General features: G+C 45.9%; 11 protein-coding genes. All 11 read right to left on the bottom strand.

What is annotated here, in order from left to right; all coding sequences use genetic code 11:
* Nucleotides 1–2 precede the first annotated feature (2 nt).
* Complete coding sequence (vexA, locus tag OGV75_RS08070; protein WP_047414406.1) at nucleotides 3–1,070, bottom strand: Vi polysaccharide ABC transporter protein VexA; 1,068 nt, start codon at nucleotides 1,068–1,070, stop codon at nucleotides 3–5.
* Between the two features lie 45 nt (nucleotides 1,071–1,115).
* Nucleotides 1,116–2,852, bottom strand: a complete 1,737-nt coding sequence (tviE, locus tag OGV75_RS08065) for a Vi polysaccharide biosynthesis glycosyltransferase TviE (RefSeq protein WP_016154314.1) — start codon at nucleotides 2,850–2,852, stop codon at nucleotides 1,116–1,118.
* The gene (gene tviD / locus OGV75_RS08060; protein ID WP_095716010.1) at nucleotides 2,852–5,347 is read right to left on the bottom strand and encodes a Vi polysaccharide biosynthesis protein TviD; all 2,496 of its coding nucleotides are present in this window, start codon (nucleotides 5,345–5,347) and stop codon (nucleotides 2,852–2,854) included. The genes tviE and tviD overlap by 1 nt, the downstream gene beginning before the upstream one ends.
* 29 nt (nucleotides 5,348–5,376) lie before the next feature.
* Nucleotides 5,377–6,417: a Vi polysaccharide biosynthesis UDP-N-acetylglucosaminuronic acid C-4 epimerase TviC gene (tviC, locus tag OGV75_RS08055; RefSeq protein ID WP_080859185.1), complete on the bottom strand. Its 1,041-nt coding sequence runs from the start codon at nucleotides 6,415–6,417 to the stop codon at nucleotides 5,377–5,379.
* A gap of 2 nt (nucleotides 6,418–6,419) precedes the next feature.
* Entirely contained in the window at nucleotides 6,420–7,697 is a 1,278-nt protein-coding gene (gene tviB / locus OGV75_RS08050) for a Vi polysaccharide biosynthesis UDP-N-acetylglucosamine C-6 dehydrogenase TviB (RefSeq protein ID WP_286480527.1), read from the bottom strand.
* A 257-nt stretch (nucleotides 7,698–7,954) separates the two neighbouring features.
* On the bottom strand, nucleotides 7,955–8,482 hold the full coding sequence (locus OGV75_RS08045; protein WP_019077624.1) for a hypothetical protein: 528 nt from the start codon (nucleotides 8,480–8,482) through the stop codon (nucleotides 7,955–7,957).
* Between the two features lie 1,683 nt (nucleotides 8,483–10,165).
* Nucleotides 10,166–11,143 (bottom strand): hypothetical protein, encoded by a 978-nt coding sequence (locus OGV75_RS08040; RefSeq protein ID WP_053287154.1) that lies wholly within the window; start codon nucleotides 11,141–11,143, stop codon nucleotides 10,166–10,168.
* 75 nt (nucleotides 11,144–11,218) lie between these two features.
* On the bottom strand, nucleotides 11,219–11,710 hold the full coding sequence (locus tag OGV75_RS08035; protein WP_000898380.1) for a peptidase M16 family protein: 492 nt from the start codon (nucleotides 11,708–11,710) through the stop codon (nucleotides 11,219–11,221).
* Between the two features lie 300 nt (nucleotides 11,711–12,010).
* Nucleotides 12,011–12,739: a Rha family transcriptional regulator gene (locus OGV75_RS08030; RefSeq protein WP_000082601.1), complete on the bottom strand. Its 729-nt coding sequence runs from the start codon at nucleotides 12,737–12,739 to the stop codon at nucleotides 12,011–12,013.
* Between the two features lie 937 nt (nucleotides 12,740–13,676).
* A complete protein-coding gene (locus tag OGV75_RS08025; RefSeq protein ID WP_286480525.1) occupies nucleotides 13,677–14,330 on the bottom strand; it encodes a DUF4145 domain-containing protein in 654 nt (217 codons plus the stop codon).
* Nucleotides 14,314–15,954, bottom strand: a complete 1,641-nt coding sequence (locus OGV75_RS08020; RefSeq protein ID WP_286480523.1) for a site-specific integrase — start codon at nucleotides 15,952–15,954, stop codon at nucleotides 14,314–14,316. The genes OGV75_RS08025 and OGV75_RS08020 overlap by 17 nt, the downstream gene beginning before the upstream one ends.
* Nucleotides 15,955–16,034 lie beyond the last annotated feature (80 nt).

Here is a 16,034-nt window from a genome sequence, read left to right as displayed (position 1 = left end):
CGTTAGAAAGAATTAGAGCCGCGGATCAAAAAGCTATCGAATGCGGCTTTCACCTTAGCGAAATCAGTCAAAGAGGCGTTCGAGATATAGATAACATCGCCGTCCTCCACCCGCATGGCCTGTGCTAAAAACACCGAGTCAGGTTGGCTCATATCGACATGATAGATATTCAGCTTACGCATCTGCTGTTTCGCCTGTTCCGCTTCGTCATGCTTGTACAGAAAAACCGCCTGCGGATCGGCAAGATTGTCGTTTAATCCTTTCGCCAGCGCCAAAGCATCCACTACGCTGGAATGACGCTGAACCAGAGCATGTTTTCCCTGAACACCCGCCGCGCCGAGCACATTAACATACTCGGTCACTTGACGCAGAGTGATACGGTCATCCGGCTGTAAGACAATATCCAGCCCGGGATACTGATAAATATCTGACAGTCGCGCATTGAAATAATGCTGCTGGCGCGTCACGTGAACTTCCATCATCTCTGCGCTGGTATTTTCTACTGCCGCCGCCGTTGCCAAAAAATGACTAAGACGATTCATACTCTGTTCGAGAGGGTAGCGACCCGTTTTCCCGCTACCCTCGACCGTCACCATGGCTCCGGTGCGGGCGGTAAGCGTCACCAGCACCTGAGGATTCAGGACAACGCGCGAAAGTCGCTTTCTGATCTCTTCAGCCAGTTGTGTCACATCCAGCCCGGTAACCGGAATGATCCCGGCATAAGGCACCTGAACGATATTACCGTCAGTCACAAGAATATTTTCAAAATCCGCCCGGTCGCCGCTCGCGTTATTGGATAAATACCCCGCTCCCCCCGAGGATAAAATAGTGATATGCAGCACATCGCCTTTAGCCAAAGATGTCCAGTGCCAGTTATTTTCGGCAAAGACCGGATCGACAATAGTTTTCGGCACAGTATCGGCATCACTCAGTTTTAATGTCGGCGTGACTTCGACCAGATGATAATGAGGATCGTCCTGATTAATCAGGCTGGATTTAAATACCGCCCTAGGAATAGTGCATCCCGAAAGCAGAAAAAACGTCGTTAATAATATAATAATTTTTTTCATAACTTATTTTATAAATGAAATAGCTGAAAAAATGCTGCCCATTAATTAACGAGGCTGAGAGGCAATGGTTTGTACAAACGTTCCCACCATATGTTCCACGGTGAAGCGTTCTTGTAAAAATGACTGCGTCTGTTGGCAAATACCGGTTCTGCTGCGCCATAAATTGACCAACTGTTCTGCATAGCGGCAAGCCTGGTCAAGATTGACCGTCTGTGCATCATCAAGAATGAAACCCGAAACACCCTCAATAAAGCATTCTGCCGATCCACCTGCAGGGGTTGAAATCACCGGCACCCCGACCATTTGTGCTTCAATGAGCACATTGGGTAGCCCTTCATAACGCGAAAACAAAATGAATACGTCCATTTTTTGCAGCCAATACCCCACGTCACGCGAGACGCCAACGAATAGTATTCTCTCCAGAATCCCCAACTGTTCGGCGCGTTTCTGCGCTTCAGCGCGCAAATCACCATCGCCTACCAGCACAAAGCGTGTGGCGGGGTGGTGCTGTAAATAGCGTGCTGCAAAATCAATCCATGCAAAAGGGTTCTTATCGCCTACAAAGCGGAAAACGCCACCAATAGTCGTGTCCGCATCCTGTGTTTTTTGCGTAAACTGCTGCCAGATTTTATGTGGCACCTCAGAAGAGGGTTCGGTAGATGGCGGTAAGACGCCGTTATATACAACCTGGAAGTGCTTCGCCTCCAACTTTAGCCAGTCGGCATAATGGCGGGTCACACAATGGTTGTTACTCATAAAATCAACGCCAGGCACGACCGCCAGCGCCTGGTAGAGAGGCTCATATTCCGGCTTGAACAGACGCTTTCTCACCACCGGCGGTAAGCCACGTAATCCCAGCTGAATTCTGGGCACGCCAGCAATCAGCGCTGCAAGCGCAATCATCAGACAAGCGCCATCCTGCCAAACGGAGAGATAATCCAGCTTGCGCTCGCATAAGTGGGGGACCAGATGCTTGATACCGTAGTTACACACCGGCGGCAGATGAGAGAGCAATAAGCGCAACTCCGGAGATTCTATTGTCGTATCGTCAAAGAAGTTTCCGGTAATCTTCGCGATTTCAAGCACCTCGACCTGTTCTTCCAGCACTTCTTTCAGGAAAAAGTCTTGCCTGAGTTCCGGTGCCAGGGAGCGAATAATGAGCTCTACCGGCTCTTCTACTTTCAGGCCGCCAATTTTCCCCTGTTGCCGATATTTTCTGGCGATCTCAATAGCCAGCCTGGAAATCTGACGCTCTGCACCGCCGCTACCTAGCGAGCCTGTACAGAGCGCAAGGCGACCAAAAGATCCGACGGGAAGCTGCCGCGGCTGACGATTTCGATAGAACAAGATGGCATGCTTCATTGCAATAATACGGGTGTTGGTTCCCACAGGGATCGCTTCCCCTTCAAGGCGTTCAAGCAAATCGCAGATCTTATTTATTTTGCCTAAATAATTGTTATATTTTTTCTGCACGCCGGTGCTAACCTTTTTAAGAATTAGCTGCGCATCTTTGGCTAGCCCCGTATTATATAAACGACGCGCATACTCATAACGAGCTTCATCATTGTTTTGTGCAATCAGCGTTTCGTAGAGCGCGTATGCACGCGCCGTTTCATTGAAATCATGAAGAAATTCTGCTTTTTTTAGCATCGCTAATGAAGTTAAAGCCTCAGCCGGTAATTCGCTGTCAATTAACGCAACAGCTTGCGCAAGCTTCTTCTCTTGTTTCAATGTTAAAAGCGTTTTCCCTAGCGCAGCTAACTTTTCTTCCTGCGTAATCATTACGACTTCCCTGATGTATTTTTTTGTAATGCGGTTATGCAGGTCGAGATCTGCCTTGTCACCGGCTCCGTTGGCCCATTCACTTTCTCCAGTCGCTGCCAATACTGCAAAGCCTGGGTGTAGTCGCGTAAATGCATTGCGTTTAATGCGGCATATTTCAAGGCATAGGCATTTTCGCTATCAAAAACGAGTAATTTTTTCGCATAATCTAGATGTTCATAAGACGCGATAGTGCTACCGCCATCCTTCAGTGACTCATTAAATAATCTGATAATTTGCTTATATTCACGCATCAGGCGAGAAACATCAGGATCAATTCGTTTCAGGCTAATCAATACAGACAATGCTTCATCCAGACGCCCTTCAGTTTTCTTCTGGCGTACATATTTAAGGGCTCTGGTTGCAACATTGCGACACTCTTTCTCAAACAACTCGTTCATCGAGGCATTCTGGAATGATGGAGAAATGCTCATGACGTTAGCAATCAAATCAATGAGGAACGGAATGTCGTTAATATGACGTATACTGCGTAACATAATCGACTGCAGGCTGGTAATATTCGAATTACGAATCAAGGTCATATGGGCCAACGTGCACGCGTCTTTCCAGGCACCAAGATTCACCAGCGTTCTTGCACAATATACGGTGCTAACGGGATCGAACTCCAGAAGTGGCCATACTATTTTCGCCCCTGCCAGGATATTTTCATAATCCTCACGCTCATACATTTCTCTTAATTTCTCGCGCCATGCCATTTTAACTTCATTATTAAAACGAGAAATACGTGCATGGGGATAAACCATAAATGCAGAGTAGCTGTAGACCAGCGAAGTACTCAGTGAGACAAAATCATCAACCGAATGTAGCGACAGCGCGGTATTGTTCCATGCCTCAAAAACGTCGTGGAGTTTATCTTTATACGAGGTGCTAAGCGCCTGATGATAGCTCATATTCTTGATGCAGAAAGCCGTGCGGATAACGAGACCGGTATCATGAATCGTCGACAATACCGTCAGCGCAAATTCTGACTCATGGCGGAGTAGCTGCTCGAGTGCATGCATGAAAATCAATTCATCACTGAATTTGATTGCCAAAGATAACGCTGTTTCCATAAACGCATCATTTAGGCGCTGCGATTGAATGCCGGCATGGAAAGCTTCGGAAAATGCGTTGCCATCATTGAAATATTGCGTGCTGCTCAGGAAATTAACCCATCCGCTTTGGGTTTCAGGATTCAATAACAGTACACGTTTCCAGTATTGATATGACTTATCAAACAGCTGTAAAGCATCGGCTGAGCCGGCGGCAACGGTAAGGACTTCTTCATCTTCAATTTCATTGGAAAGCATCATCTCGGCCGTCGATAAGGCTTCCCGCCAACGCGCTAATCCATGTAGAGACCTCAGCCGACAACGTAATGTACTGTCTGTCGTACCGATAATTTTCTCAACATCACTAATATCCTGATAAGCCTGTTCATAATAACCTAAACGGCTGAAGATTACGGACCGAAGTTGGATTAGAACAGGCTCTTGCTGCTGATTTCTTAATGCGGCAAAAAGTTGCTGTGATGCAGTAATAATGTCGCCATCGGCAAGCAGCTTAGTGATCGATAGGGTAATCTCACGTATTTGGTCCTGTTTCTCTTGTCGCCCCTCATCAAGATGATGATTAGTCTTATTGATCACTCCCTTAAAAATAGCCGCAACGATCGCGTCACCAAACATGTCGGTATAATGAGTAAGATCGTCGCCATTTTTTTCCAGGGCTCTTTTCTGTCCCCACTTTTCCATCAAATTTGTCGGATTAACGCAGGGAATATCCATCCTGGTGGCGATGGTCTCGACATTTTTAATCAATCGACTGCGGGACTGAATGACGGTTCCAGCACGAGTCACGGCATCAACATGGGTCATAAACATAACGCGATCGCGACCAAGCAGCTGAACGATTTCCATCATGTCCTGTTCGATAGCATGCTCATCCATCTGCTCAACATTGATATTGCTTAATAAGGCACGATCGTCTTCCGACATTCCGGCAAAACAGGGATCGTCTTTGAGATAGGCCAGCAGTTTGTGTTGATTTCCTTGCGTGGCCAGCGACCAGTACACACGCGCCCGCTCTGTTTGGCTAAAAAACTCATAGAAATGACGAGTTAAATAATTTATTTGTAAGCAGAACCCATAGGCCATAATCTTCTTCTGACTTGAAATCTCAACGATATAGAAATCAGAACGACTATGAACGTCGGTGTTTGAATAATTTACGGCAGGTCTAAAAATAAAAGGCCGGACCTTTTCAGGAATATCTATCAAGCCTAAAATAAAACGAACCTGCTGTAATGCCTCGCTGCTCGTATGCGTAAAACCATATATCCTTTTAAAATTAGCCTTGAAATTAAAATAAGGCTGAGCTCGTTTTACCGGACTCACAATACGGCAACTACCAATGGCTGTAAGCGTAAACATCCCTGACGATTTCATTAAATTCATCCACGTGAAAGGAAAGTGAGTAGTTTTACTCAGGAATACAAAGCAGTCTTTTTATCGATATACCATTTTAGAGTCTGCTTAAGTCCTTCTTTGATATCAAACTCAGGCTCATATGAAAGAAATGTTTTTATTCTGGTAATATCTGCCTGACTATGCTTAACGTCACCGTCACGAAAATCTTTATAAATTGGTTCAGCACTAATTTGTTCGTCCCGCCATAAATTCAACCCATCGCGGATGAGATAATAAAGCTCATTTAGCGAAGTTCTGTCTCCAACAGCCACATTATAGACTTTATTTTTTGAGGTTAAATCATTAGTCGTTGCTGATAATAAATTGGCCTGAATCACATTTTCTATATAGCAAAAATCGCGGCTTGTTGAACCATCGCCATTGATATAAATTGGTTCATCTTTAAGAAGCGATAGTATCCAGCGAGGAATGACTGCAGAGTATGCTCCGTTAGGGTTTTGACGGCGGCCAAATACATTAAAGTAGCGCAGGCCAATAGTGTTAAAATCATAGCTGCGAGCAAACACCTCGGCGTACAATTCATTGACGTATTTTGTAACCGCATACGGGCTTAATGGCCGGCCGATCCGGTCCTCAATTTTAGGTAAATCGGGATGGTCACCATAAGTACTACTGCTTGCGGCATAGGTGAAACCAGATACATGTGCATCTCTCGCCGCCGTCAACATATTTAAAAAACCATCAATGTTAGCGCTATTTGTCGTGATAGGATCCTGCAAGGAACGTGGTACGCTTCCCAGAGCGGCCTGATGTAAAACGTAATCGACATTCTCACAAACAGCCTGACAATCGGCAAACGACCGGATATCCCCATGAACAAAGGTAAACCGCGACCATTGTTCTTCACTGACAGCGGCACGCACATCCTCTAAATTATGTTGATAGCCAGTTGAAAAGTTATCCAACCCAATTACTGTTTGATTTAAATAGAGTAGTTCTTCTAATAATCCGGAGCCGATAAAACCTGCTACGCCAGTAATAAGCCAACGTTTTGGTTCAAGAACGAGTTGTATTTTTAATTCATCATAGGCTGTCATGATTATAACCTCACATCTGACTGCTCAGGCGAAAGGATATACTTCAAATCATAAAGCACATGTTTATCTTTTCCAAAGCCACGAATATCAGTACTCCCCATCTTCTTAAACTGCTCATGGCCAACGGCAACAATAATGGCATCATAAGAAGCAGCCTTGATTTCCGATACAGGTATAATCCCATATTCCTCTTCGACTTCCTCAGCATCCACCCAAGGGTCAAAAATATCAACATTACAGCTGTAATTGCCCAACTCTTTTACAACATCGATAATGCGGGTATTCCTGATATCCGGGCAGTTTTCTTTAAAGGTGAACCCCAGAATCAGAACGTTAGAACCCTCAACATTAATTCCTTTTTTGATCATGGCTTTGATCAACTGTCCCGAAACATAGTTACCCATATTATCGTTCAGTCGACGACCCGCGAGGATAATTTCCGGATAGTAACCGATGCCCTGAGATTTATGAGTCAGATAATAGGGATCGACGCCAATGCAGTGACCACCAACCAGTCCCGGACGGAATGGCAGGAAGTTCCATTTACTTCCCGCTGCTCGCAGCACGGCTTCAGTGTCAATCTCTAATCGGTTAAAGATAATCGCCAATTCATTTACCAGCGCGATATTGAGATCGCGTTGGGTATTTTCAATCACCTTTGCCGCTTCCGCGATCTTAATGCTTTCCGTTTTGTACGTTCCTGCCGTGATGATCTGTCGATAGATCTCATCAACCAGACAGGCCGTTTCTTCAGTTGAACCTGAGGTAATTTTCTTGATAGTTGTCAGACGATATTTTTTATCGCCGGGATTGATGCGCTCTGGGCTATATCCGACAAAGAAGTCTTTGTTAAATGTCATCGCTGACATACGCTCAAGGATCGGCACGCATTCTTCTTCAGTACACCCTGGATATACCGTAGATTCATACACCACGATATCCCCCGGCCTCAGTACTTTGCCAACAGTTTCACTTGCCATAATCAAAGGGGTGAGATCTGGTTGCTTATAATCGTTGATCGGCGTCGGGACGGTAATGATGTAAAAATTGCATTCTCTGATTTCATCAATTGATGAGGTAAACGTCAGATGGCGAGCATCACGTAGCTCTTCTTCTGTGGTTTCGAGATTGACATCGATCCCTTCTTTTAGCTCGAGTATACGTTTATGATTAACATCAAAACCAACCACCTGACGAATTTTCCCAAATTCAGCAGCCAATGGTAAGCCAACATACCCGAGTCCAATAATGGCAATTTTTACATCATCTTTGCTGATCATTACTGATAAGTCCCTTATTTAATAATTATTAACTTTAAATAAATCCCAGATGTTTTCTGGAACGCTACCGCCCCTGACGTTCTTAGCCAGCGTATCTATTCTTATCGAAATCACGACAGTTTCTAGTCTAAGCAAGGCTAGAAATTTTATATTTCCTAATTTTAGTTAAATGGAGGTCGTATGCAGTATCCGTTCTAAAACAACAATTAAAGATCGGATCTTTAATTGTAATTCTTAATGAGAAAACGCATAGTTTTTTATTCTGGCAATAGAAGATATCGAGGGTCTCGCACGCCAAATTTAAGGGCGATCTCTTTTCTCCAACGATACAATGTTGACGGCGAGTTCATAAATCTATCCTGAAGCTCCTCCATACCGCTTTCGGTTAAGAAGTACTTCATCTTCATGATATCTTTGTTGCTAATCTTAAAGTTACATTCCCTTCGCCCTGCCGTTATCTTGTCACCATTTCGTCGATATAGGCTTATTTTCTTAATCATCTCCGACACAGGTGTTGAGGTATCGAAAACAGCAATAACATTTTTGATATTATCCAGCCAAAAAAGAGCCAAAGGCATCAACCGTGAGCTGGAAATGATGATTATAATTTTATTGATATCTTTATTACGTGAGAAAAAAACCAAGGTACTACGTAAGCTGTATTGATTAAGATTCACGAATAAATAATTTCTTTCGTTTGTAATCAGTGACATTTCATCAATAACACTAGCGACGCCCCCCCCAAAATAAATATCATTAGGTGGCCAGAAATGTTGATACTTCATGAAGCCTCCATAACCTCAAAAAACTCTATTTCATCCATGGAAAGGTAAGTGCGTACTTTTAAGCACACCGACCCTCTAAAAAATACCTAACAATCGAGTAATTAATTTTATTAATATTGCTAAATACATGAGATGAACTTTTACACAACAAGGATGTGATATCAACCCCTCGGCATTCATAGCTAAAAACTATCAATTATTCATTCTTAGATTTGAATTACTAATGGATATCGGCATTTTAATGCGATTATTGGTTGTATTATTAGTACCACCTGTGAAATTGCACTTTCATCTTTTATTCAAAATGAGAAAATTCTCAAAACACAAGGAAACATTTTCTTACAAATTACCAGCATACATACTGGGGTTAAAGGTAGCCTGACTGAATTGTCACCCATGTCTCTACCTTTAAATTCTTAGCTATACCGTGTGAGATTTTAATCAGTACAACTGAAGTCTATCTAACTATATTTGCTATATTTTTCAACAACAATGACAGAATATACACAAGGCTAACGACCCCCCCGGCATAGCAAGCATTCAAAATGGTACAAAGTACTAAAGTAATTCGTATATTTTTGTGTATCTACATAATTTCGTGACCGGATAATGAGAACAAAACTAGTCACCTTAAGAAATTATTACTAATGATAAAACTCCTGAAGATATTTTTAACAAAATAGATGTCCACCATGTTTATCCAGGTAAAATCCTACCAAGTCTAAACCATTTAAAACCTGTTACTACCGATTAGAGAAAATTGACCTACGAAAAGGCCACATTACTTATTTATGAAGGATAACTAATCTTATATCGTATTCAAAAAAGATAACTATGGAATTATAATCTAACAATTAACTACGTGACCTGTATTAGCGTTGATATATTTTCAGACAGACAATCAAACATACTCCTTAAAATTTCTTAAATAAATTCAATTGATTGATAGTTGATTTTTTGTACCACGGGGGAAATGCGATATTTAAGACACCAGTATCGCGAATTGTAAGGATTAACCAGCATATACAAAGCTCTACTATCCGAGAGCGTCAAAGATTTCTCTTTGGCCCCTGTGGATAGTTAGTTTCATATGAGGTATCTCCCGAAAGGGAGGCCTATCGTCTCCCACAATCGCTTTAGCCTGCATAGTCGTGCATTGAGTCTGTCTGCCCGTTAAACAAAGAAACACATTGAGATTACGAAGGATAATTGAATCAGGAGAGTCTGTGAGAAGTAAGTCGTGGAGCGGGCGAAGGGAGCCGAGGACAACTAGCTAACTTCTTGTTTCTTAAAGACTGAGGAATCCAGTGGTTACAGTGATGGTTACACATCGAGAGGCTGACGGTCAAGACTTGAAGCACGTAATATTCCCTCTAAAGGAATAGAACACAGTCACGGACTACCCGGCCCTTTGGTCTGACTGAGGGTCGGGCTACGGGGTAAATCGTCAGGCTTATTGTATTAGATGGCCTCTCACATTTTTCAGTCAAAACTCATCAGTATCAGTCTTTGGGCCAGACCATAAGCACGACTACCAGAGCCAGCTTCAGCAGGAAGACCACGAGATAGACTTTGTGTAGGTCCATGTGTCCCTCCCTTGAATTGTTATGATATAACATAACATTAAATAAGGGCCAAGACCCGAAGGTCCTGACCAATAGTTGTTATTGTTAGTTAGTTAGCTCACTTGAAGCTCAGGCACTTAACCACTGGTAACACAGCAGTAGCACTTCCTGTCTTCATCTTCACAGTCGTAGCAGCCTCAGCGACCACGAATACCTTACCGAGAATCTCAAGGTCATGGGACTGGGAGTTGCCATCACGGGATAAGACCACAGTGATATGTTCGCCATCATGACGCAGACAGCCAAAGGACAGACAGGTGAAGTGCTTCGCCAACATGAATAGGCCACGGTCAGTCCCATTGTAGTAGGCGATGTCTGTACCCAGCATGTCCTTTACTGCATCCTCTCCACCAAAGCCGTTCTTCATAGCCAGACGGGAGAGAGCGGACATATGGGACTCATGAGCAAGGATGCCATAGCTGGACACCTCAGAGCCATAAGCGGACTCGGTACTCTCAAACAGCGCGTCTACGATAGCCTCCGCCTTAGGCAGGAGACTCCCGGTCAGCTTCGGGTAATCTACTGTCTTCAGCAGCTTAGAGGTCAGTAATACATCGACCATTTTAGCGTTGATTGTACGGACCACATTCTCACAGATGTTCAGAGCGTCTTGCTGGAGCGTACCAACAGTGAAACCAGTAGAGGACTTGGAGTCCCACAGCTTCGCCTGATGCGACACGAGAATAGCCTGCTCAATAGGTTCAACTGTGATTTCACTACCAGCGGCAGCAGTGACTACAGCGGGAGCCTTACCGCCACGGACAGGAACGACCACAGAGCGGTCAGCCAGAGTGTGAGCGATGATTGGAGTCGGTAAGCTGTTACGGGTCGGCAGCAGCTCAACAGGGAATGGGATATTCTCCTGAGCGTCCTTAAGTACTCCATTGAGCATCGTCTTAACCAGCTTAGCCAGCTCAAGGGCATAAACCTGCGGGTCTGCGTTAGTCGGCAAGCCTTCGTTAATCTGGAGGTTGTCGGTGTCGGTGATACGAACAGGCTCAATGCCGAACTGGAAAGCGTCTTTAGTCATAGTCATAATAATCAATCTCCTAAAATTAGGTTAATACTTTGGGTCCCAACATCAGGTCAGGACCATTTGTGTGTGGGCGTCTTACAAGCTGTCCATCCAGTTACCGCCTGACTCAAGGTCAGCGACGATAGCGGCACGTGAGCGACCAGCGGAATGAGTAGCGCTGCGGAGGTTCTCACCATAGGTCCGGCGTTCAGCTTTGACCTGCTCGCGACGCTGTAGCTCTTTCTGCCACTCTTCGTCGGTCATGTTCTCTTCACGCATACGGTCCGCCTGAATGCGCTGCTCTTTAGCGATACGCTCGGCTTCGACTCGCTTGTTCTGCTGGCGGCGACCATAGGCGGTCATCAGGTCATTACTGAAGAAGTTACCAATGGTCACGCCAGCTTCAGCCAGAGCCTCTAACAGCTCCATTGCCTCGCGGCTGGTAGACGGCAGGCCTGACAAGTAGCCCGGAATGAGGGTCTTGATAGCGAGCGACAACGGGTATGGCTGACCGTCCAGACTCACAGTATTCTCGTAGAGATTGATGTCGGTGACTGATAGTTTCCAGTCGTTGTTGTTGAATAACATAAGTTGGTACTCCTCTTGAGGGTTGAGACTATCGGTCGACCACAGGCGTGTTTAGTCCTGCGGCGTCTCCCCGCATCGGTCATCTCAAAAGGTTTAAAATTAGGTATTGAGTAGGTGAGCTACTAACGGTTAGGCGACAGTTTCATAGCGACCAGTTGGGCTATTAGCTCGTCCCGTGATTGGTGCTGGCGGGTCCCATCTTCCGGGTCTAGACCAAGCTCCTTCAGGATGACCTCAGTCCGGTAGCCACGGTAACGGAGAGTCATGCGCCCCTCAGGTGTGCGCGGGTCAATCATCATCTTAGATTCCCTCCACCTTACCGGATTGTGCCAGCTTCAGGAGGTGCTCTTGCTTCTGCTGGTCGGTGCCAGTGAATGCAATAAGGATGCCTCGCATCTTGTCAACCATCTCAGGCTTACCGAAGACCTCCAGCCCCTTAGCGTTGAACCGGAAGTTATACCCACCTGCTGAGAACTTCTGGTCTGACGGCTTAATGATACGAAAGCAGTCGGAATACTTCGGATTTACAGACCACTCGTTACTGATTGGGTTCTTACGAAAGAGGCCACGATGCTGGAGAAGTGCGGTCATTAGCTTCTGAGCGGGCAGACCATAGGTTTTGCAGTAGTCGCCCCAAGTCACGCCTCGGCGGTTAGCGGACTGAATGGCTGCTCGCTTCTTCTGGTCTTCCAGTTGAAGGACTCGACGCTCTAACGTCTGAATATGGTCGTAACACTTGGCGCGGAGGTGAACGGAATAGCCAGCGACCAGAATGAAAGTATGCTTACGGTCGAGACGATACAGCGGCTGCTGTTTCCCCTGCGCGTTTAGATAGACATCTTCAGTCACCCCGATATGACTGCTCAGTTTTGAGCACTGCTCAGTTTTGAGCGCGTTAAGCTCCTCAGCCATATTGCGAATATCACGCAGGACATTTCGGTGCTCCTTGCCTGTCAGCTCAGCAATTTCAACTGAGGTCATGGAGACAAGCTGGTCGAGGTTAATGACGCTGATTTCTTGTTGGGACATTTACGTGTACTCCTTTTGTTTGCACCCTGAAGTCGCACCCCACTGACCTACTCAAGCCCCCACGTAAAGGGAGACCAGCAGGCAACAGGACGCAAACAGAATGACTTGAGGTAATTGGGGTTAGTGGTCTGCGATGACCATAGAGATGAAGGTTCGACAGCATGTCCGAGCGTGTGTGGTGATAGACTTAAGTCACGAGACCAAAGAACACACAGGCTGACCAGAGGCTGTCTTGCCTTAGGCTGGTGGCTAGCAAGCTAGCGTGGACCACGGTTTCTCGCTTGCCGTCTCTCAGGAGGTCAGAGGCGAGATATGGTCCCTATAGTGATAGTTTAGTCAAACAGGAATGAACTTCGGAGAACTTGACGCGAAAGTGTTCAGTACTTCCAGTTAGACCCGAAGCATGGAGACCACATCATAGCGACCGTAGTATACTTCGGGCTGACAGGACTGGAGGCTGGACTTAAAGTTCTTCTTATTGGAATTGTGATAACACAATCCATAACAAGATGAACTCATGGTCTCCTCAAGCCTGCTGGTCAGGACTCAAAGCTCCAACCTCAGACACCACTGGTCTAACCTCTTTGAGTTTCCGCCTGTCCACAATGGATGGCAGACCTCAGCAATGATGTCTTGGTTCTTCACAATCTCGCACACCGATGGTCTCATAGACGGAAGTTCCGCTGAGGTCTGATGCTCTCCGCCTGTCAAAGGAGAAAGATTGCTACGTTAAAGGAGAATGGTCTCAGGCCAAGGTGATTTAACACTAGGCGTCTGCGGATGGTTTCCAATCGGTCCGCTACCGGAAGCCTGAGACTTAATGAATGTGTGTATGGGTCGTGACTGCTATTAAGGTGGGGACTTAGGGTCTCTCCCCTATAGCGATAGTTAAGCCCCCTTCCCTATAGTGAGGGTATATTCAATCTGACCTACAGCTTTACTCGTTAGCTGCCTGCTGCTGTTCCCTCGCCTTCTTATCCTGATTCTCAATACCTTGGCGTGGACCCTCAGGCATACTCTTGAACATATCATCAAGCTCTCTCGGTCTCGTGATTTGGTCATCAACAATAATGTTCAGTAACTTAAAGAGACCATGAGCTAACTTCGGGTCATCATCAAGGTTAATCTCTCCCGGATGGACTGCCTGATTACCGACGATTCGGCAAATGTCTGCGGCCTGCTGGATACGAACAGGGAGTCCTTTCTTAACGAGAGACCGAATGTCAGTGTTAATGTTTTCGCCCGGCTCCTTGAGATGGACCATTAGCTTCTGAAGACACAAGCGTAGAAGCGCAGCAGCGCCTTTAGGGGATAGATTAACGATGCTTCTGGCTTCCATATAGTCGGACTTGCAGTTTTCTGGCATATCTGGATTAGGAAGCTCAACTCCACTCGCTGCTGGAATGATTAACCTTTCCTCAAACCAGTAACTTTTATGTTGGCAATGATTGCACGTTGCCGTGTGCATGGGGACACTTGAGTGACTGCTATAATAATAAAGCTGTTGCCAGCGTTGTTGAGCAAAAGCATTACAATATGGACAGTTAAAAGCCTGATCTTCAAACTCAGGTGCCTTAAACGGTATCGCCATCTACTCCAGTCTCCTTATAAACATCAGCCATCACATTTACCAGTCTATCAACCTCGACTTCTTTCGCGTAACGGTCGTAAGTTATAGACCCTGAGCTATGACCCATAATCGCTTGAGCATACGCCAATTCGACCCCATGTTGTTTTAGCTGGGTCGCAACAGTATGTCGAAACGAGTGAAACGCTAAGCCGCTACGGTCAGCGAGGACTTTAGGTAGCAACGTTCTGTTAAACCATTTGCTCACCTGCTCACCGTAGCCATTCTTCATCAGCTTGAGGCCATCGAATACCATAGCATTATCACCCGCAGTCTTTCTACGGTCTTCCACAAGCGACATAAAGTCAGCCAATACAAAACCATAAGCGCCATCGACCAGCGGGACACAGCGGTCGCTATGAGCGTTCTTAATACTTTTACCCGGTAGGCTGCTATCGTCTTCGTTGATATGGATATATACGGTCCCGGCCTCAGTAGCCCTGACGTCTTTGACCTGAAGCTGGGCCACCTCGTTAAGTCTCGCACCTGTAATCGCAGCCAGAGCGGTGACGTAATAATGGTATGGCTTACCTGCGGTCTTCTGAGAGTACGCTTTAGCGGCGACCAGTAGTTGCCCTACCTGCTCAGGACTGAACGCATCACGAGCGTCGGAGGCTTTACGCTGCGGGACTTTCAGCTCAAGACCTTCTGTCAGGTTCTTAGCTATCAGGTCGTTGCGTACCGCCCACTTAAAGACAGCAGCCATCTTGATAAGATATTTATTGTTGATGGTAACGACATCAAGACAGTCAGTCTTAGACTCCCGGCTCAGCAGGTCAGACAGCGGCATATCCTTAAAGCGTTGCTTGCGATTCTTCGGTATCTGCTGAAGGACTTCACGGACCCTGAGCATATCTGCACGGGTCGCCTTGCCGACATCGTGAATAGCCAGATAGTCGAATATCTCGATTAACGTGGAGTGAGACGCTCGGTTTTCGCTTAGGGTCGCTGGCTTCCAGTTCTGGGCGTTCTCCTGCTCGTACTGCTCAATGAGAGACGCGAGGGTCAGTGCTTTAGTTACTCGTTCCAGAGTCACGAGAGGCTCAGGGACTTCAGGTTCTGCCAATACAGATAGGGAGACGGACGGTCTTAGACTACTGGTCTCAGGCTCAAGGTAAGACAACAGGCCAGAGCTATCACCCCTGAGTCTGTCCTGACAAGCCTTAAGCACACCGATAACGTCATTGATATAGCGATGCTGGTCTACAGTCAGACGCTCAGTCGCTACAGCTTCCCGAAGGTTGGACTTAATGTCATCGTACTGGTCAACGTAAAGCTGGTAGGACTCTGGGTCGTTCAGGTCATCACGACTGACACTAAGTTCCCACTCGACAATGGTCTTCAGGTGCTTCCTTAGCTCCTCATAAGAGGCGTTAGGGTTGTCTGCATGGATTGCTTTAAGTGCTGACTTGATGTGCCGGGAGTGAGCCATAGCGGTGCGTCTGTCCTTAGTCCGTAGTGATACTGACGCTAGTTTATAACGGTTATGAGAGGGAAGCGAAGCGGTCAGGCGACCAGTGCTCTTCATTCTAAGACGGATGTAAAAGACACCGTTACGCTGATAAAGGTAGGTTCTAGAGTTGAGCATGTACTGAGACCTTAGGTCTGCTCACTACTTCAACAAAGTTAGTCACAGTGTTGGTTACAGTGAGTAAAACTATCGGAAGG

Origin of the sequence: Citrobacter sp. Cb028, assembly GCF_030336705.1 — a bacterium.
Taxonomy (GTDB): Bacteria; Pseudomonadota; Gammaproteobacteria; order Enterobacterales; family Enterobacteriaceae; genus Citrobacter; species Citrobacter braakii.
The sequence above is the reverse complement of the archived record's forward strand: the minus strand, read 5'-3'. Positions and strand labels throughout refer to the sequence as shown.